General features: G+C 60.6%; 18 protein-coding genes. 17 read left to right on the top strand and 1 reads right to left on the bottom strand.

Annotated features, from left to right (window positions below; genetic code table 11):
* Positions 1 to 366: 366 nt before the first annotated feature.
* On the bottom strand, positions 367 to 1578 hold the full coding sequence (locus tag HB376_RS30195; protein ID WP_213767342.1) for a M20 aminoacylase family protein: 1212 nt from the start codon (positions 1576 to 1578) through the stop codon (positions 367 to 369).
* 168 nt (positions 1579 to 1746) lie between these two features.
* On the opposite strand from HB376_RS30195, the gene HB376_RS30190 reads away from it, so the two are divergent.
* The 17 genes from HB376_RS30190 to ftsA all read left to right on the top strand — a co-directional run bounded on the left by HB376_RS30190 (position 1747) and on the right by ftsA (position 23477).
* A complete protein-coding gene (locus HB376_RS30190) occupies positions 1747 to 3828 on the top strand; it encodes a molybdopterin oxidoreductase family protein (protein WP_213767341.1) in 2082 nt (693 codons plus the stop codon).
* 177 nt (positions 3829 to 4005) lie between these two features.
* Positions 4006 to 5679 (top strand): long-chain fatty acid--CoA ligase, encoded by a 1674-nt coding sequence (locus HB376_RS30185; protein ID WP_213767340.1) that lies wholly within the window; start codon positions 4006 to 4008, stop codon positions 5677 to 5679.
* 586 nt (positions 5680 to 6265) lie between these two features.
* Complete coding sequence (coq7, locus tag HB376_RS30180; RefSeq protein WP_213767339.1) at positions 6266 to 6925, top strand: 2-polyprenyl-3-methyl-6-methoxy-1,4-benzoquinone monooxygenase; 660 nt, start codon at positions 6266 to 6268, stop codon at positions 6923 to 6925.
* 398 nt (positions 6926 to 7323) lie between these two features.
* Positions 7324 to 7752 (top strand): division/cell wall cluster transcriptional repressor MraZ, encoded by a 429-nt coding sequence (gene mraZ / locus HB376_RS30175; RefSeq protein WP_213767338.1) that lies wholly within the window; start codon positions 7324 to 7326, stop codon positions 7750 to 7752.
* Positions 7753 to 7780: 28 nt separating this feature from the next.
* Positions 7781 to 8746 carry a 16S rRNA (cytosine(1402)-N(4))-methyltransferase RsmH gene (gene rsmH / locus HB376_RS30170; protein WP_213767337.1) on the top strand — a complete coding sequence of 322 codons (966 nt, stop codon included), beginning with the start codon at positions 7781 to 7783 and terminating at the stop codon, positions 8744 to 8746.
* Positions 8743 to 9087, top strand: coding sequence for a cell division protein FtsL (gene ftsL / locus HB376_RS30165; RefSeq protein WP_213767336.1), 345 nt, complete (start codon positions 8743 to 8745; stop codon positions 9085 to 9087). Before rsmH ends, ftsL begins: the two co-directional genes overlap by 4 nt.
* On the top strand, positions 9084 to 10949 hold the full coding sequence (locus HB376_RS30160; RefSeq protein ID WP_213767335.1) for a penicillin-binding protein 2: 1866 nt from the start codon (positions 9084 to 9086) through the stop codon (positions 10947 to 10949). Before ftsL ends, HB376_RS30160 begins: the two co-directional genes overlap by 4 nt.
* The gene (locus HB376_RS30155) at positions 10946 to 12487 is read left to right on the top strand and encodes a UDP-N-acetylmuramoyl-L-alanyl-D-glutamate--2,6-diaminopimelate ligase (protein WP_213767334.1); all 1542 of its coding nucleotides are present in this window, start codon (positions 10946 to 10948) and stop codon (positions 12485 to 12487) included. Before HB376_RS30160 ends, HB376_RS30155 begins: the two co-directional genes overlap by 4 nt.
* Positions 12484 to 13896 carry a UDP-N-acetylmuramoyl-tripeptide--D-alanyl-D-alanine ligase gene (gene murF, locus HB376_RS30150; protein WP_213767333.1) on the top strand — a complete coding sequence of 471 codons (1413 nt, stop codon included), beginning with the start codon at positions 12484 to 12486 and terminating at the stop codon, positions 13894 to 13896. The genes HB376_RS30155 and murF overlap by 4 nt, the downstream gene beginning before the upstream one ends.
* A gap of 15 nt (positions 13897 to 13911) precedes the next feature.
* Positions 13912 to 15081, top strand: coding sequence for a phospho-N-acetylmuramoyl-pentapeptide-transferase (gene mraY / locus HB376_RS30145; RefSeq protein WP_089162472.1), 1170 nt, complete (start codon positions 13912 to 13914; stop codon positions 15079 to 15081).
* A 30-nt stretch (positions 15082 to 15111) separates the two neighbouring features.
* Positions 15112 to 16623 carry a UDP-N-acetylmuramoyl-L-alanine--D-glutamate ligase gene (murD, locus tag HB376_RS30140; RefSeq protein ID WP_213767332.1) on the top strand — a complete coding sequence of 504 codons (1512 nt, stop codon included), beginning with the start codon at positions 15112 to 15114 and terminating at the stop codon, positions 16621 to 16623.
* The gene (gene ftsW, locus HB376_RS30135) at positions 16620 to 17957 is read left to right on the top strand and encodes a putative lipid II flippase FtsW (protein WP_213767331.1); all 1338 of its coding nucleotides are present in this window, start codon (positions 16620 to 16622) and stop codon (positions 17955 to 17957) included. The genes murD and ftsW overlap by 4 nt, the downstream gene beginning before the upstream one ends.
* Positions 17954 to 19099 (top strand): undecaprenyldiphospho-muramoylpentapeptide beta-N-acetylglucosaminyltransferase, encoded by a 1146-nt coding sequence (gene murG, locus HB376_RS30130; RefSeq protein WP_213767330.1) that lies wholly within the window; start codon positions 17954 to 17956, stop codon positions 19097 to 19099. The genes ftsW and murG overlap by 4 nt, the downstream gene beginning before the upstream one ends.
* The gene (gene murC, locus HB376_RS30125) at positions 19096 to 20508 is read left to right on the top strand and encodes a UDP-N-acetylmuramate--L-alanine ligase (protein WP_213767329.1); all 1413 of its coding nucleotides are present in this window, start codon (positions 19096 to 19098) and stop codon (positions 20506 to 20508) included. Before murG ends, murC begins: the two co-directional genes overlap by 4 nt.
* Positions 20505 to 21452 carry a D-alanine--D-alanine ligase gene (locus tag HB376_RS30120; protein ID WP_213767328.1) on the top strand — a complete coding sequence of 316 codons (948 nt, stop codon included), beginning with the start codon at positions 20505 to 20507 and terminating at the stop codon, positions 21450 to 21452. Before murC ends, HB376_RS30120 begins: the two co-directional genes overlap by 4 nt.
* Positions 21453 to 21464: 12 nt before the next feature.
* A complete protein-coding gene (locus HB376_RS30115) occupies positions 21465 to 22217 on the top strand; it encodes a cell division protein FtsQ/DivIB (RefSeq protein ID WP_213767327.1) in 753 nt (250 codons plus the stop codon).
* A 27-nt stretch (positions 22218 to 22244) separates the two neighbouring features.
* Complete coding sequence (gene ftsA, locus HB376_RS30110; RefSeq protein ID WP_031360698.1) at positions 22245 to 23477, top strand: cell division protein FtsA; 1233 nt, start codon at positions 22245 to 22247, stop codon at positions 23475 to 23477.
* Positions 23478 to 23561: the final 84 nt, after the last annotated feature.

The raw sequence follows: 23561 nt of genomic DNA, 5'->3' as shown, positions 1-23561 counted from the left end.
AACCCCACCCCATCAAGGTGGGGTTTTTGCGTTTCGGCTACATGTGTTTGATCCAAACTTATCTACCCAGCCGTATCCCGCTCCGATCTCAATACGCCAACACATCGGCTGACAGCAACCCCGGAACTCATATCGCTGTGGAATATAGCGGTGCAGTGATTTCGGCGCATATACACGGTCGAGTTGCGGCGGTTCAACAGCGGCACACTTTGCGTGAACCAAATCAAATCAATCTCGATCACGGGGCGACCCGAAGCGCCCCTAAAACGTTGATTCGGCAGCTAAAACACCCCCCAGCGCTACAAACAAAATGCGCCCACTTCTCAAAGAGGCGGACGCATCGGCGTTAACCGCGATTTAACTCATTCAGCGCGTCGCCTGATCCTCTCCAGCAGTCAGAAACTTTTCTGCAAGCCGCACCCAATACGTTGATCCAACCGATAACAGCGCGTCGTTGAAATCGTAGCTTGCGTTGTGAAGCGTGCAAGGTCCTAATCCGTGTCCAGTTTCACGATGCGATCCTTCGCCATTTCCCAAAAACGCATAGCAGCCTGGCTTCGCGAGCAGCATGAAAGCGAAGTCCTCGGCGCCCATCGTAGGTTCGACGGAAGCATTGACGTTCTCCTTTCCCACTACCGCCGCCATCACCGACGCAGCGAAGCGCGTCTGCTCAGCGTCGTTGATCGTGGGCGGATAGTTGCGATGAAAGTCGATGGAAACGTCGCACTCGTACGCAGCAGCAGTCGCCTCCGCAATCGCCCGCATCCGGCGCTCGATCAAATCGAGTGTCTCGACGGTAAATGTTCGCACCGTGCCACCGAGCCAGGCGTCATCGGGGACAACGTTCGAGGTGTCTCCAGCATGGATCTGCGTGATCGAAAGGACGGCGGTGTCGATGGGTTTCTTGCTGCGCGTGATGATCCCTTGCAGCCCGTTAGCAATCTGAACCGCGGTGAATACCGGGTCATGCCCGTTGTGTGGCAACGCCGCGTGCGAGCCGATACCCTTGATATTGATGCGAAATTCGTTGCTCGACGCCATGATCGGGCCCGGGGTGACACCGAAATGACCCGCAGGAATACCCGGCCAGTTGTGGATGCCGAACACGGCATCGACGGGAAATTGTTCGAACAGCCCGTCCTCGATCATCGCCTTGGCGCCCGCTCCACCTTCCTCGGCCGGCTGGAAGATGAACACGATGGTCCCGTCGAACTTGCCGTGCTCAGCCAGATGTTTCGCCGCCCCCAGCAACATGGCGGTATGGCCGTCGTGGCCGCACGCGTGCATGCGGCCCTCGTTTTGGGATCGATGTCCGAACGTGTTGATTTCGGTAATAGGCAATGCGTCCATGTCGGCGCGCAGGCCCACGCATCGCTTACCCGAACCCCGTTTCAATACCCCGACGACGCCGGTTTTGCCCATGCCGCGATGTACTTCCAAGCCCCATTGTTCGAGATTGTCGGCGACTAGTTTTGCCGTGCCGACTTCTTCGTAACGCAATTCGGGATGCGCATGGATCGTTCGTCGCAGCGCTTTGATTTCCTCGTGCGACGCTTCGATTTCTGGAATCAGATTCATGAAACTGGCCTCGGTTTGAAAAATTAACGTTGCGCGTGCTTTCGTCCGCGTCGGTCGCACCATTCTACGCCCGCGATTATTTATCGAGATACGAGACGGCGAGGTCGGTCGACCGTAATAAAATGATGCAATCTGTCCGTTTTTTGCTCGTTCCCACCGGATATCCGCATGAATGCTCCCGCCGAATTCGCTCGTGCTGTCTGTCCGCACGATTGTCCCGACACCTGTGCGATGCGCGTCACGGTCAAGGATGGCCGCGCTATCAAGGTGACCGGCGACCCGGATCATCCGCCCACACAAGGCGTGCTGTGCACGAAAGTGTCGCGCTATGCCGAACGGACACATCATCGAGATCGGTTACTCACGCCAATGCGGTGCGTTGGTCCGAAGGGCTCGGGCCGTTTCGAAACACTCAGCTGGGATGACGCGCTGAAATTCGCCGCGGAGCGCCTGAATGAAATCGCGGCCCGTGCGCCCGAAGCCATCTTGCCTTACAGCTATGCGGGCACCATGGGCTTGGTGCAAGGTGAGAGCATTGCGGCGCGCTTCTTCAATGTGCTCGGCGCGTCGCGCCTGGACCGCACTATCTGCGCTGCTGCCGGCGCCGCGGGCTTGCGTTACACGTATGGCGGAAGTCTCGGCATGCATACCGAGTATTTCGAGGAAAGCGAACTGATCCTGATCTGGGGATCGAATTCGATCGCGTCGAATCTGCACTTCTGGACGCGCGCACAGGAAGCCAAGCGCCGGGGTGCGCGGTTGATTGCCATCGATCCTTATCGCTCGCTGACGGCTGAAAAATGCCACCAGCACATCGCGTTGAAACCGGGCACCGACGGCGCGCTGGCGCTCGGCATGATGAACGTGATGATCGGCGAAGGACTGATCGATCAGGCGTACATCGGCGCCTACACGCTCGGCTTCGATCAACTCAAGGCACGTGCAGACGCTTATCCGCCGGGGCGTGTCGCGGAAATATGCGGGATCGAAGAGCAGGTTGTGATCGGTCTCGCGCGGGCTTTCGGATCGACGAAAAAAGCATCGATACGCCTCAACTACGGCATGCAGCGCGTGCGAGGCGGAGGCAATGCGGTTCGCGCGATCGCTTGTCTGCCTTCGCTTACGGGTGCATGGCGCGAGCGGTCGGGGGGCTTGCTGCTGTCGTCGTCGAGTTGGGCGCCGGTCGATGTCAACGCGCTCGAACAGCCGGACTTGTTGCCGGGATGGCCGTCGAAGCTGCCGCGCATGGTGAACATGAACGCTATTGGCGACGCGTTGCTGCACGCTGGCGACGCGAGCTTCGGCCCGAAAGTCGAAGCGCTGATTGTCTACAACTCGAACCCGGTCGCCGTCGCACCGGATTCCGCGAAGGTCGCGGCAGGGTTCGCGCGTGAGGATCTGTTCACGATCGTGCTCGAACATTTCCAGACCGATACCGCCGATTATGCCGACCTCATCTTGCCGGCGACCACGCAGCTCGAGCATCTCGATGCCCACAAGTCATACGGCCACACGCACGTGATGGCGAACTTGCCGGCTATCGCTCCGGTGGGTGAGTCGCGGCCGAACACGGAGATTTTCCGCGGCCTGGCCAGAGCGATGGGGCTGACGCATCCGGCGCTATTTGAAAGCGATGAAGAGCTGGCATCGAAGGCATTCCGCTGGAACGATCCCGCGCTGGCCGGCGTGACCTGGGACACGCTGAAGACAACAGGCTGGGCGCAGCTCAAGCTGGCGGAGGCGCCGTTCGCCGAGGGCGGTTTCCACACGCCATCGGGGAAATGCGAATTTTTCAGCGAGCGTTTGCAACGTGCCGGGCTGGAGCCGGTGCCCGATTACCTGCCGCCGTACGAATCGGCTGAATACGCGCCGGCACTCGCCGCGCGTTATCCGCTCGCGATGATCTCGCCGCCCGCACGGAACTTCCTCAACAGCAGCTTCGTCAACGTGGAAAGCCTGCGATCGACGGAGGGTGAACCGCATCTCGACATACACCCTGTTGACGCCCACGCTCGCCAGATCATCGAAGGCGAACTGGTGCGAGTATTCAACGACCGCGGGTCGATGCAGGCGCGCGTGCGTGTCACCGATCGCGCGCGCGAAGGCGTCGTAGTGGGGTTATCGGTATGGTGGAAGAAACTCGCGCCGGATGGCTGCAACGCCAACCAGGTGACGAGTCAAGCGCTGACGGATCTGGGCGGCTCTGCCACATTTTACGATTGTCTCGTGGAGGTCGAGGCGGCTTACTGAGTTGAGAAAACGAGGTAAGCAAAATTGCGTGGAAGCCAGCAGGCGTAAGGGGAAGCACGGGCCGGTGAGATTGGAAGCTGGCGTCTAACCCGGTTGTCGGAATGCGATCGAGCGGCTACGATGCGCTACGGACAAATTTCGCACGACCATTCTAAAATCATACAAAGGAGACGCCGTATGGAAAAAATTTGGCTGAAGTCCTATCCGGCAGGCGTGCCCGAGGAAATCGATGCGACTCAGTACAATTCGCTTTCCGACCTATTGGAAGAAAGTTTTCGCGAACATCGCAGCAAACACGCGTTTGTCTGTATGGGCAAGGCGATCACCTATGGCGAACTCGACACGCTGTCCAGCCGGCTAGCGGCGTGGTTCCAGTCGCGCGGGCTTAAGACCGGCGCACGCGTCGCAATCATGATGCCGAACGTGCTGCAGTACCCGGTCGCGATTGCCGCCATTTTGCGCGCGGGTTATGTCGTTGTGAACGTCAATCCGCTCTACACGCCGCGCGAACTCGAGCATCAATTGAGGGATTCGGGAGCCGAGGCAATCGTCGTGCTCGAGAACTTCGCGCATACCGTGCAGGCCGTCGTGAAAAACACCGCGATCAAGCACGTGGTGGTGGCGTCGATGGGCGACCTGATGGGCGCGAAAGGCGTGATCGTCAACTTTGTCGTGCGGCGTGTGAAGAAGTTGGTGCCGGCGTGGAATCTCCCCGGCCATGTGAGTTTCAACGCAGCCCTTCGAGACGGTGGGCGCGAAACGCTCAAACCCATCAAGCAAGGTCCCGACGACATCGCTTTTCTCCAGTACACCGGTGGCACGACAGGCGTAGCGAAGGGCGCGATGCTGTTGCATCGGAACCTGATTGCGAACGTCTTGCAGTCCGAAGTCTGGCTCGAACCTGGACGTAAGAGCCGGCCGGACATCGATCAATTCGTGACCGTCGTGGCGCTGCCGCTTTATCACATCTTCGCGCTGACCGTTTGCGGCTTTCTGACCCTGCGCACGGGCGGCCTGGGTATCCTGATTCCGAATCCGCGCGATATCCCCGGCACGATCAAGGAGCTGAAAGGCTTTCAGATCAACACGTTTCCCGCCGTGAACACCCTGTATAACGCGCTGCTGAATAATCCGGAATTCGCCAAGCTTGATTTTTCCAAGCTGATCGCGGCGAACGGCGGCGGCATGGCCGTGCAGGAAGCCGTGGCGAAACGATGGTTCGAGGTCACCGGTTCGCCGATTATCGAAGGTTATGGGTTATCCGAAACATCTCCCTGCGTGACGTGCAATCCGGTGACCGCTACCGAATACACCGGCACGATCGGCTTGCCGTTTCCCTCCACCGAACTCGCCATCCGCGACGACGACAACAACGACATGCCGCTTGGCCAGCCCGGCGAGATCTGCATTCGCGGTCCGCAGGTGATGGCGGGTTACTGGAACCGTCCCGATGAGACGGCGAAAGTGATGACCCCCGACGGTTTCTTCAAGTCGGGTGACGTCGGCATCATGGACGAACGCGGATACGTGAAGATCGTAGACCGCAAGAAGGACATGATCCTGGTGTCGGGCTTCAACGTGTACCCGAATGAGATCGAGGATGTGGTGGCGAAGCTTCCGGGCGTCTTCGAGGTGGCGGCCGTCGGCGTGAAGGATGCGACCTCGGGCGAAGCGGTCAAACTGTTTGTCGTTCGCCGCGATCCGCATTTGACCGAAGCCGATGTGATGGCTTTTTGTAAAGAGCGGTTGACGGGCTACAAGCGGCCGCGCGTGATCGAGTTCCGGACGGAATTGCCGAAGAGTAATGTCGGCAAGATATTGCGCCGTGAGTTGCGCGACGGCAACGCCTGAACACGGATCAACTGCCAAAGAGCGAAATAAACAGCAGGCCTTCGCATCGCAAGATGCGGAGGCTTTTTTTCAGTACATGCATCGAAGCTGACTCGATCCAGTCCGGAATCAGCACGAAAAAAAGGCGCCCGAAGGCGCCTTTCAAGACAACTACGTTATTACGACTTATTAGAACGTGTTACGGACGCCGGCCAGCGCGGTGATCCGGTTCTGCGTCGACGCTGGCGATAGGCCGTTGATATTGGCCACAGCGAGAAGCGACTTTTTCGCTGATGATCTCCACAGTGTTGAAACTGTTTGGCAAGGTCACTGTTCTTGGCGCCAGTGTGTTGACGTCCCCGCCGGGTACTTCAAAATCAAAGTTGAACGTAATGTAACAAAGAGGCCTTTAGTGACAAAGCAAAAGCCGACGGTCAATTACCCGCATGTGACGTTTACGCAACATGCGGTAAAATCCAGGTTTCCGACATATTTACGACCCGTATCTGCCCTAATTACGCGTTTTAAAGTGTAGATAATTTGTTAGTTGGACGATCGGTCTCCGCCCGGTCAAGATCGCTCAGGAGATCGAAACAGGAGTTATGAAATGACACTCGATGAACTGATCTCTGAGTTCGATCGTGGACTACGGTCGATGACCGGCGTATCCCGGATGTCACGCCCCATACCCGAGGCGCCTCTGGTTCAAGTGGACATTGCTGAGCCTCCCGCTGACGTAGCTGATACAGCATTGAGCGCAGAAGAGAAGGCGCATTCGGCGGCGTTGATGCGCGTGAATCACGTTGGCGAGGTGTGCGCGCAGGCGCTGTATCAGGCGCAAAAACTCGCGACCAAGTCGACCACGTTGAAGCGCGGCTTCGAGGAAGCTGCGCGCGAGGAAGAAGACCACCTGGCGTGGACCATGCAGCGTTTGCGCGATCTCGACTCACGGCCCAGCCTGCTCAACCCGTTGTGGTATGGCGGATCGCTGGCTCTGGGGTTTATCGCGGGAAGGTTTGGTGACCGGGTCAGTCTGGGGTTCATGGCAGAAACCGAGCGTCAGGTGGAGAAGCACCTGAACAGCCATATGACGAGTCTGCCCGCGAACGACCACGCATCGCGCGCGATCGTCGAGCAAATGCGTTCGGATGAAGCCGCGCATGCCGCCGCGGCCATCAACGCTGGCGGCGTCGAATTGCCGTTTCCGGTGCGGGCGCTGATGCGCGCGACATCGAAGGTCATGACCCGCACGGCGTACTATATTTAATCAATCACGCATCTCGCCGAATCCGGCGGGATGCGCTCTCACTTCTCTCCTGTTTCTGCGTTCCATCTGACCCGCAATTCCTCGCGCGGGCCTTCGCGGAACAAAACCATCCCCTAGTCGTTGTCCGTCATTTCACGTACTACCTTCACATTCGCCACTACGTCATTCATTCATAACGCTTTTCGAAATTTCACCCTACTTTAGCGGTCTGCGCTAAGTCATTGTTCTAACAAACAAATTTAGTCAAAAAATGCCAGATCGTATTGACCGGCGAAATGCCTTCCTCTACAGTGGGAAATGGTGTGAGAAAGTGTATTTTTGTGTGATTCAGAGAGCATTTTCAGGCATATTCCAACAAAGTCGTGACGCGCCGCCGTGGCGTGAAGAGGAGAGGGCGAGTGTTCCAAGGGGCTTCGGCGCTGTCGCTCGATGCGAAAGGACGGATGTCCGTCCCGTCTCGCTATCGGGAAGCGCTGCAAGGACAGGCAGAAGGCCGGGTTACGCTCACCAAGAGCCCGGATGGATGCCTGTTGCTCTTTCCTCGCCCTGAGTGGGAAATCTTTCGCTCGAAAATCGCTGCACTCCCTATGGACGCAATCTGGGTTCGCCGGATCTATCTCGGCAACGCCATGGATGTCGAGCTCGATAGCGCTGGACGGGTATTGGTATCGCCGGAATTACGCGCGGCGGCATCGCTGGCTAAAGAAGTGACGTTGCTCGGAATGGGTAACTACCTGGAAGTGTGGGACACAGTGACTTACTCCGAGAAGGAAAAAGCGGCAATGGCGCAAGGCATGCCCGACGCGCTGAAGAATTTTACGTTTTGACGCGGCGCTAAAGAACATGGCCCCTGCGATGAAAAATGAATTGCAGCATCGCACGGTGCTGCTGGATGAGGCGGTAGATGGGCTCGTCACGCGTGTTGACGGTACTTATATAGATGGCACGTTTGGGCGGGGCGGCCATAGCCGTCTGATCCTGACGAAGCTGGCGGAAGGCGCCCGGCTCATTGCCTTCGACAAAGACCCGTTGGCTATTGCTACAGCGGCGCAGATTCAGGATTCAAGATTTTCCATTGTGCATGAGAGTTTCGCCTCGTTAGCCGATGCCGCTGCCGAGCGAGGAGTAGGGAAAGTGTCGGGCGTGTTGCTGGATCTGGGGGTGTCGTCGCCGCAAGTGGACGATCCGGATCGCGGCTTCAGCTTCAGGGCCGACGGCCCGCTCGACATGCGGATGGACCCGAGCCGTGGCGAATCCGCCGCGGAATGGCTGGCACGGGCAACGGTGCAGGAACTGACGGAGGTGATTAAAGATTATGGGGAAGAACGGTTTGCTTTTCAGATTGCAAAGGCGCTTGTTGCTCGCCGGGCAGAGTCCGACCGTCTTGGGCCTCTCGTCACCACGGGCGAGCTTGCCCAAATCGTGGGTCATGTCGTCAAAACCCGTGAGAAGGGTAAGGATCCGGCAACCCGCACCTTTCAGGCTATACGGATTCACATCAATCAAGAGCTTGCGGAGCTGCAAGTAGTTCTGGACGCAGCATTGGCGTTGTTGGAGCAAGGGGGGCGCCTCGTCGTGATCAGCTTTCATTCGCTCGAGGACCGGATCGTCAAACGTTTCATGCAGGCCCACGCAAGCGGGCCTGTGATCGACCGCCGCCTGCCGATTCGTGCCGTCGACCTCCCCAGTCCGCCACTCAAGCTGATTGGCCGTGTGTTTGCGTCTGACGCGGAAGTCGCGGCGAACCCGCGCGCGCGCTCCGCTGTCATGCGGATTGCCGAACGTATTACTGAGCAGCCTAGCGGGCAGGCGGCGCCATGAACCGTCTCAACATCTTCCTGCTGATCGTTGTGCTCGGTTGCGCGCTGTCCGCGGTGAACGCCTCGAACAAGCAAAGGCAGATTTTTATCAATGTGCAGCGGGCGCAGTCGGAAGAGCGCCAGTTGCAGCAGGATTTTTCGCAGCTTCAATATCAGCAGAGCGCGTTGTCGAAAACTTCGCGCATCGAGCAGTTGGCTACTACGTCCCTGAAAATGCTGCCCGTCACCACGGGCCGTACGCAATACCTGAACTATGACCCGGCGACGTCGAAGGCCACGGACGCGCCGTTGCCTGCGCCCGTTCCGGCGTCGGCTCCTCCCGCACGCGGGGTGAAACGATGAAACCGTCGCCAAAGAAAAACAAGGGCGTCGCCTTCACGCCCAATCCCATTCTCTCGGTGCGCCTCCCCATGTGGCGCTCGAAGCTCGTCGTGTTCATGCTGTTCATGGCGTTCGTCGCGCTCGCGGGGCGTGCGTTCTGGATCCAGGGTCCGGGCAACGCGTTCTTCAAGAAGCAGGGTGAAAGCCGTTATCAGCGCACGCTCGAAATGCCGGCCACGCGCGGCCAGATCAAGGACCGCAACGGCCTCGTGCTCGCGACCAGTTTGCCGGTGAAGGCGATCTGGGCGATCCCCGAAGCCGTTCCCGATGATCTCGGCGCCGACAAGCTCGGCGAGCTCGCCACACTGCTCGATATGTCGCCGAAGGAATTGCGCGCGAAGCTCTCCATGGACAAGACCTTTGTCTATGTGAAGCGCCAGGTGTCGATCGAGGTCGCGCAGAAAGTTACGGCCCTTGATATTCCCGGGATTTATTCGCGTGGTGAATACAAGCGCTTCTATCCGGAAGGCGAGATCACGGCGCATCTGATCGGCTTTACTAATATTGAAGACAAGGGTCAGGAAGGCGTCGAACTGGGCGATCAGGGCATTCTCGCCGGTACGCCGGGCATGCGTCGGGTGATCAAGGACCGGATGGGGCATATCGTCGAGGATGTGGACGAGCAAGTCGTGCCGCATGACGGCGAGGACGTGGAGTTGTCCATTGACAGCAAGATCCAGTACATCGCGTACACGAACCTGAAAGCCGCCGTGGAGAAGTTCAAGGCGAAGGCGGGTGCGGCGATCGTGATCGACGTGAAGACGGGCGAGGTGCTCGCGCTTGTCAATTATCCAACCTATAACCCGAACGACCGCTCGCGCATGACCGGCGAGCAATTGCGTAACCGGATCATGACGGACACGTTCGAGCCGGGCTCGATCATGAAGCCGTTCACCATTTCGCTGGCGCTCGATCTGCATCGGGTCACGCCGAATACGCTGGTGGATACCGGCAACGGTTCGTTCGTGCTCGACGGTGCGCGAATTACCGACGACTCGGGGTTCGGCGTGCTGACCGTGGGCGGCGTGATCCAGAAGTCGAGCAACATTGGCGCGACCAAGATCGCGATGCAGTTGAAGCCTGAAGAGATGTGGAACATGTATACGAGCATCGGGCTCGGGCAGGCGCCGAAAGTGGGCTTCCCGGGCGCGGTGTCGGGCCGGCTGCGGCCCTGGAAAAGCTGGCGCCGGATCGAACAGGCGACCATGTCGTATGGCTATGGCCTGTCGGCGTCGCTGTTCCAGTTGGCGCGCGCGTACACGGCCATCGCGCATGACGGGCAAGTGCTGCCGGTATCCATTTTCCGGACGCCGGGCGACGCGCCCGTGACGGGGCCGCAAGTGTTTGCGCCGACCACCGCGCGTGAAGTGCGCGCCATGCTCGAAATGGTGACGGCGAAGGGCGGCACGTCGCCGGATGCGGCCGTGCCGGGGTATCGCGTGGGGGGTAAGTCGGGTACGGCGTACAAGCACGCAGGACGTGGCTACGATAAATCTCGGTATCGCGCATCGTTTGTCGGCATGGGACCCATGCCTGATCCGCGCATCGTGGTGGCGGTTTCGGTCGATGAACCGACGGCCGGCAGCCACTTTGGCGGCCAGGTGTCGGGGCCGGTGTTCTCGGCAATCGTCGGGGACACGCTGCGTTCGTTGAACGTACCGCCGGACATGGCGGTGAAGCAGATGGTGGTGTCCGATGACCCCGCCTCCAGCACGCCCGCCACCGACATCAAGAAGCCGGACGGGACGAATACGAACACGAATCCGCCGAAGAAGCTGAAGGTATCGACGAACTCGAAGAATCACCCGGGAGTCGTCCGATGAGCGGCCTGGATTTGGTCAAGCAGCAGGCGCAGATCGCGAAAGCGGTTGAGTGGTTGCGGGCGTACGTGGACGCCGGCGCGCAATTGCATGCCGACTCGCGTTCGCTGAAACCCGGTGACGTGTTTTTTGCCTACGCCGTGGATGGCGCGGATAGCCGTCCTTTTATTGATACTGCATTCGAAAAGGGCGCCGCTGCCGTGCTGTATCAGCCGGAGAATTTCACCGGCAAGCCAGACGTGTCACGTGCCTTGGCGGTGAAGGCGCTGAATGAACTGGCCGGGCCGATTGCATCGGCGTGGTACGGCGACCCCACCGATTCCATGCTGGTTGCGGGCGTGACCGGCACGAACGGCAAGACGTCGTGCAGCCATTGGCTTGCAACGGCGCTGTCGGCGTTGGGCAGGCCGTGCGCGGTGGTCGGCACGCTCGGCAGCGGCATGCCGGGTAAGCTCGTGCATTCCGGTTTCACGACGCCGGACGCGCCACAACTGCAACGTACGTTTGCCCAATTCAAGACCGGCGGCGCGAAGGCCGTGGCCATGGAAGTGTCGTCGCATGCGCTGCATCAGGGCCGCGTGAATGGCACGAAGTTCGACATCGCCATTTTCACGAATCTCACGCAGGATCATCTGGACTATCACGGCACGTTCGCCGCGTACGAAGCGGCGAAGGCGAAGCTGTTCGCGTGGCCGGCTTTGAAAGCCGCTGTCATCAATCGCGACGATCCGGCTGGTCAGCGTTTGATTGCATCGTGTCACGGCAGGACGCGAACGATTGCGTACGGCATCGAAAACGGCGCCGGAGCCGAAGTCAAAGCCGACGCATTGCTGCTTGCCAGCCGCGTGCGCGCAACTGCAACCGGCACGGCGTTCCACCTGAGTTCCGACTGGGGCGACGCGGACGTGGAAGTCGCGACGCTCGGCGAGTTCAACGTGAGCAACCTGCTCGGCGTGCTGGGCGCGCTGCTGGCGGCGCAGATTCCGCTCGACGCCGCGCTTGCGCAGATCGCGAAACTCGAGCCGGTGAATGGACGGATGCAACGTCTCGGCGGCCGTTTGCAGAACGATGAGCCGCTGGTGGTGATCGACTATGCGCATACGCCGGACGCGCTCGAAAAAACGCTGGCAGCGCTGCGGCCAATCGCCGAAGCACGCGGCGGTCAACTGATCTGCATGTTCGGTTGCGGCGGCGATCGGGATGCGACCAAGCGGCCGCTGATGGGCGCCATTGCCGAGAAGAATGCGGATCACGTCGTGATTACCAGCGACAACCCCCGCGGCGAAGATCCGCTTGCGATCATCGATCAGGTTGCGGCGGGCTTTCAGGACGCGTCGAAAGCGCGCCGCATAGAAGACCGCGCGAGCGCGATCCTTCAGGCGATCCGCACCGCGGCGCGCGAGGACGTGGTCGTGCTGGCCGGCAAGGGTCACGAAGCCACGCAGGAAATCATGGGAAAAAAGCGCGCTTTCTCCGATCAGGATCATGCACGTCTGGCGCTTGCCGCTCGCGCCACGCAAGCACGCGGAGGTGGCGAATGACGCTCTTCACGCTACGCGACGCCGCGTTGCAGATTCCGGGTGCGGTCGTTATCGGCGATGAAAACGTCGCGTTCGACCGGGTATCAACCGATAGCCGCACGGCGGGTCCGGGTGATCTGTTCATCGCGATCAAGGGCGATCGTTTCGATGCCCACACGTTCCTGCCGCAAGTGGCGCAGCGCGGCATTGCGGCGGCGTTGGTCACGCACGCGCCGGCCAATTTCACTGTGCCCGCGATCAAGGTCAAGGACACACGCGTGGCGCTCGGCGCATTGGCCCACGGCTGGCGCAAGCGCTTCACGATTCCGCTGATTGCCGTCACCGGCAGCAATGGCAAGACGACGGTCAAGGAAATGATCGCGTCGATCCTCGCGGCGGCCGTGGGCGAAAGCGCGCGGCTCGCGACGGCGGGCAATTTCAATAACGACATCGGCTTGCCGTTGACGTTGTTTCGCCTGAACGAGACGCACAAGCTGGCGGTCATCGAGCTCGGCATGAATCATCCGGGCGAAACCGAAACGCTCGGCAAGATCGCCGCGCCGACGGTCGCGGTCGTCAACAACGCGCAACGCGAGCATCAGGAATTCATGGCGACGGTGGAAGCGGTCGCGCTGGAACATGCGTCGGTGATTCACGCGCTGGCCGCCAACGGCACGGCTGTTTTCCCCGCCGACGATAAATACGCCAGCATCTGGCGCGTCGCCGCGACGGGCAATCCGATTCTGGATTTCGCGTTGCATACGGACGCGTCGCAAAGCGAAGCGGCGGTGACCGGCAAGCTGGTTGGCGCGAAGCTTGAGATCAACACGCCGCAAGGTTCGCTCGAAGTCGCGTTGCAAGTACTGGGCGAACACAACGCGCGCAACGCATTGGCAGCTACGGCTGCCGCTCTTGCCGCGAGCGTTTCACTCGATGCCGTCAAGCGCGGGCTCGAAGCGTTTAAACCGGTAAAGGGCCGCCTGCAAGTGAAGCGCGCGATGCTCAAGCCGATCGAAGGCGCGACTGTTATCGACGATACGTACAACTCGAATCCCGACTCCATGCGCGCGGCTATCGACGTGCTTGCATCGCAACCATCGCCGCGCGTGCTGGTGATGGGCGACATGGGCGAAGTCGGCGACCAGGGCCCGGCGTTTCATCGCGAAGTGGGTGCTTACGCGGCGCAACGGGGTATCGATGTGCTTTATGCACTTGGCGACGCCAGCATCGATTCAAGCAAAGCGTTCGGCCCGACAGGACAGCATTTCACCGATATCACCTCGCTCATTGCGGCACTCACCGGCGCCGGCTTCGGACCCGACGCCACGTTTCTCGTGAAAGGCTCGCGCTTCATGCAGATGGAACGCGTGGTGGACGCCGTGACGAGTCCACACCAACCCGCAGCGGGCAAAACGCCCGCTGCGCACTGAAGAAGAAGGACCAGCATGCTACTCGCACTCGCGCAATGGCTTCAGAATGACGCCAGTTTTCTGCGCGTGTTTACCTACCTCACGTTCCGCGCAGTCGGCGCGACGATCACGGCGTTGTTCGTCGGCCTCGTTTGCGGTCCGTGGGTGATTAGAAAATTGACGTCGCTGAAAGTGGGTCAGGCCGTGCGTACGAACGGCCCGCAAACGCATTTGGTGAAGTCCGGCACGCCGACCATGGGTGGCGTGCTGATCCTGTTGGGCATCGCGTTTTCCACCTTGCTCTGGGCTGACCTGACCAATCGCTTCGTGTGGATCGTGATGCTCGTCACGTTTGGTTACGGCGTGATCGGCTGGGTCGATGACTACCGCAAGGTCGTGCATAAAGACCCGCGCGGAATGTCGTCGCGGGAAAAGTATTTCTGGCAATCGGTGATCGGTTTGTTCGCCGCCGTGTATCTCGCGTTCAGCGTGTCCGAAGCGAACAACGCGCGTGTGTTCGACCTGTTCATGGCGTGGGTGCGAAGCGGCTTGTCGATGGGTTTGCCCGCCCGCGCCGACCTGATGCTGCCGTTCCTCAAATCGATCAGCTATCCGCTCGGCACGTGGGGTTTCATCGCGATGACGTACCTGGTGATCGTCGGTTCGAGCAACGCGGTGAATCTCACCGATGGCCTCGACGGTCTCGTCATCATGCCGGTCGTGCTGGTGGGCGCATCGCTGGGCGCGTTTGCTTATGTGATGGGTAGCTCGGTGTACTCGAAGTACTTGTTGTTCCCGCACATTCCCGGGGCCGGCGAGTTATTGATCTTTTGTTCTGCAATGGGGGGCGCGGGGCTCGCGTTTCTCTGGTACAACACGCACCCCGCGCAAGTCTTCATGGGCGATGTCGGCGCACTCGCGCTAGGCGGCGCGCTCGGGACCATCGCCGTGATCGTGCGGCAGGAAGTCGTGTTGTTCATCATGGGCGGCGTGTTCGTCGCGGAAACGGTGTCCGTGATGATGCAGGTGAGCTATTTCAAGTACACGAAAAAACGCTTCGGCGAAGGGCGGCGCATCTTCAAGATGGCGCCGCTGCATCACCATTTCGAGTTGTCGGGATGGAAGGAAACGCAGGTGGTCGTGCGCTTCTGGATCATCACGCTGATGTTGTGTCTGTTCGGTTTGTCGACGCTGAAGTTGCGTTGATTTTTAGTTGGCCAGGAAAAAGGTAAAGCGATGTTTGGCGAGAAGTTCTTCGATCGGCAAAGTCCGATGGTGCTTGTGCTGGGGCTCGGTGAATCCGGCCTCGCGATGACGCGTTGGTGCGCGCGTCACGGGTGCCGTCTGCGCGTGGCCGATACCCGCGCCACGCCGCCGAACCTGTCGGAGCTCGCTGTGCATGGCATCGATGCGGAGTTTGTCGGCGGTGAATTCACGCCGGCGCTGCTCGATGGCGGTATCGAAATTGTTGCAATCAGCCCGGGACTGTCGCCTCTGGCTGATGATTTGAGGCCGCTCCTCGACGCCGCGCGGGAACGCGGCGTCCCTGTGTGGGGCGAGCTGGAATTGTTCGCGCGAGCGTTGAAGTCGCTTGGCGCGAACGGCTATGCGCCGAAGGTGATTGCGATTACGGGCACCAACGGCAAGACCACGACGACCGCGCTGACTGGGCTGTTGTGTGAACGTGCCGGCAAGACCGTGGCGGTGGCGGGAAACATCAGCCCGGCGATGCTGGACAAGTTAAGTGAAGCAATCGACAACACCGCGCTGCCCGATGTCTGGGTGCTGGAGTTGTCGAGTTTTCAGCTTGAGACGGCACACTCGTTCGCGCCGGACGCTGCTGCTGTGCTCAACATTACGCAGGATCATCTGGACTGGCATGGCGGCCTTGACGCTTACGCTGCAGCGAAGGGCCGCATCTTTGGCGAAAAGACCGTGCGCGTGTTGAATCGCGATGACGCGCGGACCATGGCGCTGGGATCGGGAAATCCCGCGCTGGTAGTCACGTTCGGCCTGAACGAGCCGAAGCGTCTCGGCGATTACGGCCTGCTGCGCGAGAACGGTATTGCGTGGCTGGCGCAAGGCAATGACCGCGACCTCAGCGATGAACCCGCGCCCACGCGTCGGCGTAAAAGCGATGTCGCCGCTGAGCCGAATGTGTATTCGAAACGCCTGATGCCCGTCGATGCACTGCGCGTTCGCGGTCTGCATAACGCAGCGAATGCGCTGGCTGGTTTGGCGCTCGCAAGGGCGATCGATTTGCCGCTCGCTTCGCTGCTGCATGGCTTGCGTGAATATCACGGCGAGCCGCATCGCGTGGAAGTGATCGCGCAAATAGAAGGCATTGATTTCGTCGATGACAGCAAAGGCACGAACGTCGGCGCGACCGTCGCGGCGCTCGATGGCCTGGCGCAAAAGACGCTGCTGATCGCTGGCGGCGACGGCAAGGGCCAGGATTTTTCGCCGCTCGCGGCGCCCGTCGCGCGTTGGTGCCGGGCGGTGATGCTGATTGGCCGCGATGCCCCGCGCATTCGTGAGGCGCTGGCGGACACGGACGTACCCATGCACGACCACGCAACGCTCGAAGCCGCCACGCAAGCGGCAGCGCTTCTGGCCCAGCCTGGCGACGCGGTATTGCTGTCGCCCGCGTGCGCCAGCTTCGACATGTTTAAAAACTACGGACATCGCGCGGACGTATTCCGGCAAGCGGTGGCGGACATTGCGGCAGATCGGGGAGTGATGCTATGAGCTGGTCCGAACGTTTTGGCTCGAAACTGACCGGTCAACGCAACGCCGTTGCCAACGACAGCGCCACGCTCGGCGGCCGCACCTCGCGTACGGACCGCACGGGCGGCGCGGGCGGGCTTGGCGGCCTCGGTGCGCGCGTGGCCGAGCGCACGAGCGGCATTTCGAGCGCGGTCAACGGCGTGACGCCTATCCGTTCGCGCATGCTTGACTATGACTACTCGCTGCTGTGGGTGACGATCGCGTTGCTCGGGCTCGGTATCGTGATGGTGTATTCAGCTTCCATCGCCATGCCGGATTCGCCGAAATATGCGCAGTACCACGACTATTTCTTCCTGGTGCGCCATCTTGTATCGATAGCAACGGCCGTCGTGGCCTCGATTATCGCGTTCAAGATTCCGGTGTCCACGTGGGACAAGTACGCGGCGAAGTTCTTCCTGTTCTCGCTGTTCCTGCTGGTGATCGTGCTGATTCCGCACATCGGCAAGGGTGTGAACGGGGCGCGCCGCTGGATTCCGCTCGGCATCACGAACATGCAGCCGTCGGAAATCATGAAGCTCGCCGTGACCATCTACGCGGCCAACTACACGGTGCGCAAGCAGGAGTTCATGAACAGCATCGGCCGTGGCTTTTTGCCGATGGCCGTCGCGGTGGGTTTCGTCGGCGCGTTGCTGCTGCTCGAGCCGGACATGGGCGCGTTCATGGTGATCGCGGTCATCGCCATGGGCGTGCTGTTCCTCGGCGGCGTGAACGCCAAGCTGTTCGGCGGCCTGGTTGCAACGGCCGTTGGCACATTCGCGTTGCTGGTGTGGGCATCGCCGTGGCGTCGTGAACGGATCTTCGCTTACCTCGATCCGTGGGACGACCGCTATGCACAAGGCAAGGCATACCAGCTGACGCACTCGCTGATCGCGTTCGGTCGCGGCGAATGGTTCGGCGTGGGATTGGGCGGCAGTGTCGAGAAGCTTAACTATCTGCCGGAAGCGCACACCGACTTCATCCTCGCGGTGATCGGCGAGGAACTGGGTTTCGTCGGCGTGCTGATCGTGATCCTGCTGTTCTACTGGATCGTTCGGCGCGCGTTCGAAATCGGCCGTCAGGCGCTCGCGCTCGACCGCACGTTTGCCGGTTTGATGGCGAAGGGCATTGGCCTGTGGTTCGGGGCGCAAACCTTCATCAACATGGGCGTGAACCTCGGCTTGTTGCCGACCAAAGGTCTCACGTTGCCGCTGGTGAGCTATGGCGGTTCGGGCATCTTGCTGAATTGCGTCGCACTGGCGGTACTCATGCGCGTGGACTACGAAAACCGGGTGCTCATGCGCGGAGGCAAGGTATGACGGTTTCGACGTCGCCGCGCGCAGGCACGCTGATGGTGATGGCCGGCGGCACCGGGGGACACGTGTTCCCGGGGCTCGCGGTCGCTCACTGGATGCAGGCGCGCGGCTGGCGTGTCGTGTGGCTCGGCAATGCGTCGGGCATGGAAGCGACGCTTGTGCCGAAGCACGGTATCGCGATGGAGTACGTGCGCTTCGGCGGTGTGCGCGGCAAGGGCATCAAGACGAAGCTGATGCTGCCGGTGAACCTGCTGCGCGCATGCTCGCAAAGCCTGCACGCGCTGCGTAAGGTGAAGCCGGATGTGGTGCTCGGCATGGGCGGATACATCACGTTTCCGGCGGGTTTGATGTCGAAGCTGAGCGGCACGCCGCTCGTGCTCCACGAACAGAATTCAATCGCGGGACTGGCGAACAAGGTCCTCGCGCATGTGGCCAAACGCGTGCTGGTCGCGTTCCCGAATGCGCTGCCGAATGCTGAATGGACCGGAAATCCAATTCGTGCGGAACTTAGCGAAGCATTGCCACCCAAAGAACGCTACGCCGCGCGGAATGTAGATGCTGATGCGCGCCTTAACGTTCTGGTCGTCGGGGGAAGTCTGGGTGCAGCCGCTTTGAATGAAACCGTACCGAAAGCGCTCGCATTGCTCGACCCCGCGATGCGTCCGCGCGTCGTGCATCAAGCGGGCGCGAAGCATATTGATGCGTTGAAAGCGAACTATGCGGCAGCGGGTTTATCGGCGGATGACCATGTTCAACTGGTGCCGTTTATCGACGACATGGCGAGCGCCTATGCCGCAGCGGATCTCGTGATCTGCCGCTCGGGCGCGATGACCGTATCGGAGATCGCGGCGGTTGGCGTGGCGGCGTTGTTCGTACCATTCCCCTTCGCCGTCGATGACCACCAGACCACCAACGCCGCGTTCCTCGCTAATGCGGGCGCGGCCCACTTAATACAACAGCGCGATTTGTCGGCGGAAAAGCTCGCTGGCTGGTTGCGTGAACAGACTCGCGAGACGCTGGCCTCGATGGCCGTGAAAGCTCGCGCCCTGGCGAAACCCGACGCGGCTGAACGCGTCGGCCGGGTCTGCGCCGATGTAGCCGGCTTGAGCGCGCTGATACAAGCGCCGAAGGAAATCCAGCCATGAAACATATCGTCAAACACATTCACTTTGTCGGCATCGGCGGCGCGGGGATGAGCGGCATTGCAGAGGTGTTGCTCAACCTCGGCTATCAGGTCAGCGGCTCGGATCTGACGAGCAACGGCGTGACCGATCGCCTCTCCACGCTGGGTGCTCGCGTGGCGATCGGGCATCGGGAAGAGAACATCGACGGCGCGAATGCCGTGGTCGTGTCCACCGCCGTGCGCTCCGATAACCCCGAAGTGCTGGCCGCGCGCCATCGCCGGATTCCGATCGTGCCGCGCGCCGTGATGCTCGCGGAGCTGATGCGCCTGAAGCAGGGCATCGCGATTGCCGGCACGCACGGCAAGACCACGACCACGTCGCTGGTGGCAAGCGTGCTGGCCGCGGGCGGGCTTGATCCAACTTTCGTGATCGGCGGTCGTTTGATCAGCGCGGGCGCGAATGCGCGACTGGGGACGGGCGATTTCATCGTGGCTGAAGCCGATGAATCGGATGCGTCGTTCCTGAACCTGTTCCCGGTGATCGAAGTCATCACGAACATCGATGCCGATCACATGGACACCTACGGCCATGACTTCGCGCGGCTGAAGCAGGCGTTTATCGAATTCACGCATCGGCTGCCGTTTTACGGCATTGCGGTGCTGTGCGTGGACGATCCGAACGTGCGGGAAATCCTGCCGTTCGTGTCGAAGCCGATCATCCGATACGGCCTGGGCGCCGAAGCGCAAGTGCGCGCGGTGAACGTGGAAGCGCGTGACGGCAAGATGCATTTCACGACGCTGCGTGAAGACGCGACGCCGTTGGACATCGTGTTGAATTTGCCGGGCACGCACAACGTGCAGAACGCGCTGGCTGCTATTGCGATTGCGACTGAACTTGAAGTCTCCGATGCCGATATCCAGAGGGCACTGCAGGAATTTACGGGCGTAGGGCGGCGTTTTCAGCGCTACGGCGAAGTGAAGGTGAAAGCGTCCGAAGGCGGGGCCTACACGCTGATTGACGACTACGGTCATCACCCGGTCGAGATGGCCGCGACGGTCGCGGCGGCGCGCGGCGCATTTCCTGGCCGTCGTCTCGTGCTGGCGTTCCAGCCGCATCGATACACGCGCACGCGCGATTGCTTCGAAGACTTCGTGCGGGTGTTATCGACCGTCGACGCCCTGGTGCTCACCGACGTCTACGCAGCAGGCGAAGCGCCGATCGTCGCCGCCGATGGCCGCGCGTTAGCGCGTGCGATTCGTGTGGCGGGAAAAGTGGAGCCGGTGTTTGTCGAAACGGTGGATGAGATGCCGGACGCGATTGCCACGCTGGCACGCAATGGCGACGTAGTGATCACGATGGGCGCCGGTTCTATCGGCGGCGTATGCGCTCGGCTGACGACGCAGGTTCAGGATTCAAAGGTTTTGAAATGACGAGTAACGCAATCGACCCCAAGGTGTTTGGCAAAGTGGCCGTGCTGCTCGGCGGGGAAACCGCTGAGCGCGAGGTATCGCTGAATTCGGGACGTCTCGTGCTGCAGGGATTACGCGATGCAGGCATCGACGCGCATCCGTTCGATCCGGCGGAACGGCCGCTGGCCGAGTTGAAGTCCGAAGGGTTTGCGCGCGTGTTCATCGCGTTGCATGGCGGATATGGCGAGAACGGCCAGTTGCAGGGCGCGCTCGACTTTTACGGCATCAAGTACACGGGCAGCGGCGTGCTCGGTTCGGCGCTCGGCCTCGATAAATTCCGCACGAAGCTTGTTTGGCAGCAAACCGGCGTACCCACGCCGCCGTTCGAAGTCGTGATGCGCGGCGATGACTACGAAGCGGCGGCGCAGAAGAGTATTGCGAAGCTCGGTTTGCCGCTGTTCGTGAAACCGGCGAGCGAAGGATCGAGCGTTGCCGTGATCAAGGTGAAGAGCGCCGAAACGCTGGTGCCGGCGCTGATCGAAGCGGCCAAGTTCGACAAGATCGTGCTGGTCGAGAAAAGCATTGAAGGCGGCGGTGAATACACGTGCTGTATCGCGGGTGACCTGGATTTGCCCATCATCAAGATCGTGCCGGCCGGCGAGTTCTACGACTACAACGCGAAGTACATCGCGGACGACACGCAGTACCCGATTCCCTGCGGCCTCACGCCCGCCGACGAAGCGCGCATGAAGGTACTTTCGCGCCGCGCGTTCGATGTGCTGGGCTGCACTGACTGGGGCCGTGCCGATTTCATGATGGACGGTGACGGCAATCCGTACTTCCTGGAAGTGAACACCGCGCCGGGCATGACGGACCACTCGCTGCCACCGAAAGCGGCGCGTGCAGTCGGGATTAGCTACAAGGACCTGGTGGTGAAGGTGTTGTCGTTGACATTGCAGGATTAGACGTAAAAAGACATGTGGAATAACGCTCGCCAACTGAACCTCACGGCCAACGCACTGCACGTATTGCTCGTGTTCGTGCTGCTGGCGGCCGCCGGTTACTGGGCGATCCAGCGGCCGGAGTTCCGCCTGCGCGAGATCCAGATTGACGGCGACACGTTGCACATCAATTCGCCGACCGTGCGCGCGAGCGTGGTGGGGCACTTGAAGGGCAACTACTTCACTGTCGATCTCGACGCAGCACGCACCGCGTTCGAACAGATGCCGTGGGTACGCCACGCGAGCGTGCGGCGCGTGTGGCCGAATGCGCTGGCGGTCACGCTTGAAGAATTCAAGCCGCTTGGCACGTGGGGTACGGATCAACTGGTGAGCGTGGACGGCGATCTGTTCACGGCGAACCAGGGCGAGCTCGATGACGACCTGCCCGCGTTCGAAGGGCCGGATGGATCGGCGAAAGAAGTGGTGGCGCGCTATCACGACTTCACGAAGTGGTTTGCACCGCTCGACGCGCATCCGGAAGAAGTCATCTTGTCGCCGCGATATGCGTGGACAGTGAAGCTTTCGAACGGGACGCAGATCGAATTGGGGCGCGAGCGCAATCAGGACACGTTGTTTGATCGCAGCCGACGGTTCGTGGCGGCGTGGTCGGCGGTGACGGGGCGGTGGGGAAATGACATCGAGTACGCGGATTTGCGCTATCCGAACGGCTTTGCAATCAAGGCCGCCGGCATGCGCTTCATCAGCGACACCGACAAAGCGAAGAAGTAAGCAGACATCACAGGCAATGAGCACCCTATGAGCAAAGACTACAAAGACTTGCTGGTCGCCCTCGACATCGGGACGTCGAAGGTGGTGGCGATCGTCGCCGAGTTGAAAGGCGAAGGCCACTACGAGGTGATCGGGCTCGGGCAAAGCGACTCGAAGGGATTGAAGAAGGGCGTGGTGGTGAATATTGAAGCCACGGTCCAGTCGATCCAGCGCGCGCTCGAAGAAGCCGAACTGATGGCCGATTGCAAGATCACGAATGTATTCACCGGTATCGCCGGCAGTCACATTCGCAGCTTCAATTCGAGCGGCATGGTTGCCATCAAGGACAAGGAAGTCACGCAGACCGACGTGGCGCGCGTGATCGAAACGGCCAAGGCGATCAACATCCCGACCGATCAGCAGGTGCTGCATATCCTGACGCAGGAATTCATCATCGATGGGCAGGAAGATGTGCGCGAGCCGATCGGCATGAGCGGCATCCGGCTGGAAGTGAAGGTGCATATCGTGACGGGCGCGGTGAGCGCGGCGCAGAACATCGTGAAGTGCGTGCGTCGATGCGGGCTCGAAGTGAACGACTTGATCTTGCAGCCGCTGGCTTCGTCGCTGGCTGTGCTGACTGAGGACGAGAAGGAACTCGGCGTGGTGCTCGTCGATATCGGTGGCGGTACGACTGACATCGCGATCTTCAGCGAAGGCGCGATCCGTCATACGGCGGTGATTCCGATCGCCGGCGATCAGATCACGAGCGACGTGGCCATGGCTTTGCGTACGCCAACGCCCGATGCCGAAGATATCAAGGTGAGCTACGGGATCGCGAAACAGGCGCTGGCTGATCCGGACGAAATGATCGAAGTGCCGGGACTCGGCGAGCGCGGTCCGCGCACATTGTCACGTCAAGCGCTGGCCGCTGTTGTCGAACCGCGCGTTGAAGAACTGTTCTCGCTCGTGCAGCAGGTCGTGCGCGAATCGGGCTACGAAGAATTGCTGAGCAGCGGCGTGGTGCTGACCGGCGGTGCATCGATGATGCCCGGCATGGTCGAACTCGGCGAAGACATCTTCCTGAAGCCGGTGCGTATCGGCGTGCCCGAATATGCGGGCGGTCTGGCGGACGTGGTTCGCAATCCGCGTTATTCCACCGCGATGGGTTTGCTCGTCGAAGGCCGTTCGCAACGCATGCGCGGCCGCAAGGTTGCTGTTCAGTCCGGCTCGATGGGACAGGTTTTGGGACGCATGAAAGATTGGTTCCTGGGAAATTTTTGAACACAAAGAATTCGCGCTGGTGCCGGCGGCTGGCGCGCGACAAGAGGTTGCCCGATCTCTTGCCGAATAACGCCGATTTTCATT

Origin of the sequence: Caballeronia sp. dw_19, from assembly GCF_018449515.1 — a bacterium.
In the GTDB taxonomy this organism is placed as follows: domain Bacteria; phylum Pseudomonadota; class Gammaproteobacteria; order Burkholderiales; family Burkholderiaceae; genus Caballeronia.
The sequence above is the reverse complement of the archived record's forward strand: the minus strand, read 5'-3'. Positions and strand labels throughout refer to the sequence as shown.

What these genes read in the sequence shown, in the direction of transcription:
- murC (WP_213767329.1), top strand. Translation starts at nt 19,096, where the DNA reads ATGAAACATATCGTCAAACACATTCACTTTGTCGGCATCGGCGGCGCG.
- ftsL (WP_213767336.1), top strand. Translation starts at nt 8,743, where the DNA reads ATGAACCGTCTCAACATCTTCCTGCTGATCGTTGTGCTCGGTTGCGCG.
- HB376_RS30160 (WP_213767335.1), top strand. Translation starts at nt 9,084, where the DNA reads ATGAAACCGTCGCCAAAGAAAAACAAGGGCGTCGCCTTCACGCCCAAT.
- HB376_RS30120 (WP_213767328.1), top strand. Translation starts at nt 20,505, where the DNA reads ATGACGAGTAACGCAATCGACCCCAAGGTGTTTGGCAAAGTGGCCGTG.
- coq7 (WP_213767339.1), top strand. Translation starts at nt 6,266, where the DNA reads ATGACACTCGATGAACTGATCTCTGAGTTCGATCGTGGACTACGGTCG.
- HB376_RS30185 (WP_213767340.1), top strand. Translation starts at nt 4,006, where the DNA reads ATGGAAAAAATTTGGCTGAAGTCCTATCCGGCAGGCGTGCCCGAGGAA.
- murF (WP_213767333.1), top strand. Translation starts at nt 12,484, where the DNA reads ATGACGCTCTTCACGCTACGCGACGCCGCGTTGCAGATTCCGGGTGCG.
- mraY (WP_089162472.1), top strand. Translation starts at nt 13,912, where the DNA reads ATGCTACTCGCACTCGCGCAATGGCTTCAGAATGACGCCAGTTTTCTG.
- murG (WP_213767330.1), top strand. Translation starts at nt 17,954, where the DNA reads ATGACGGTTTCGACGTCGCCGCGCGCAGGCACGCTGATGGTGATGGCC.
- HB376_RS30190 (WP_213767341.1), top strand. Translation starts at nt 1,747, where the DNA reads ATGAATGCTCCCGCCGAATTCGCTCGTGCTGTCTGTCCGCACGATTGT.
- murD (WP_213767332.1), top strand. Translation starts at nt 15,112, where the DNA reads ATGTTTGGCGAGAAGTTCTTCGATCGGCAAAGTCCGATGGTGCTTGTG.
- ftsW (WP_213767331.1), top strand. Translation starts at nt 16,620, where the DNA reads ATGAGCTGGTCCGAACGTTTTGGCTCGAAACTGACCGGTCAACGCAAC.
- HB376_RS30195 (WP_213767342.1), bottom strand. Translation starts at nt 1,578, where the DNA reads ATGAATCTGATTCCAGAAATCGAAGCGTCGCACGAGGAAATCAAAGCG.
- HB376_RS30155 (WP_213767334.1), top strand. Translation starts at nt 10,946, where the DNA reads ATGAGCGGCCTGGATTTGGTCAAGCAGCAGGCGCAGATCGCGAAAGCG.
- rsmH (WP_213767337.1), top strand. Translation starts at nt 7,781, where the DNA reads ATGAAAAATGAATTGCAGCATCGCACGGTGCTGCTGGATGAGGCGGTA.
- ftsA (WP_031360698.1), top strand. Translation starts at nt 22,245, where the DNA reads ATGAGCAAAGACTACAAAGACTTGCTGGTCGCCCTCGACATCGGGACG.
- HB376_RS30115 (WP_213767327.1), top strand. Translation starts at nt 21,465, where the DNA reads ATGTGGAATAACGCTCGCCAACTGAACCTCACGGCCAACGCACTGCAC.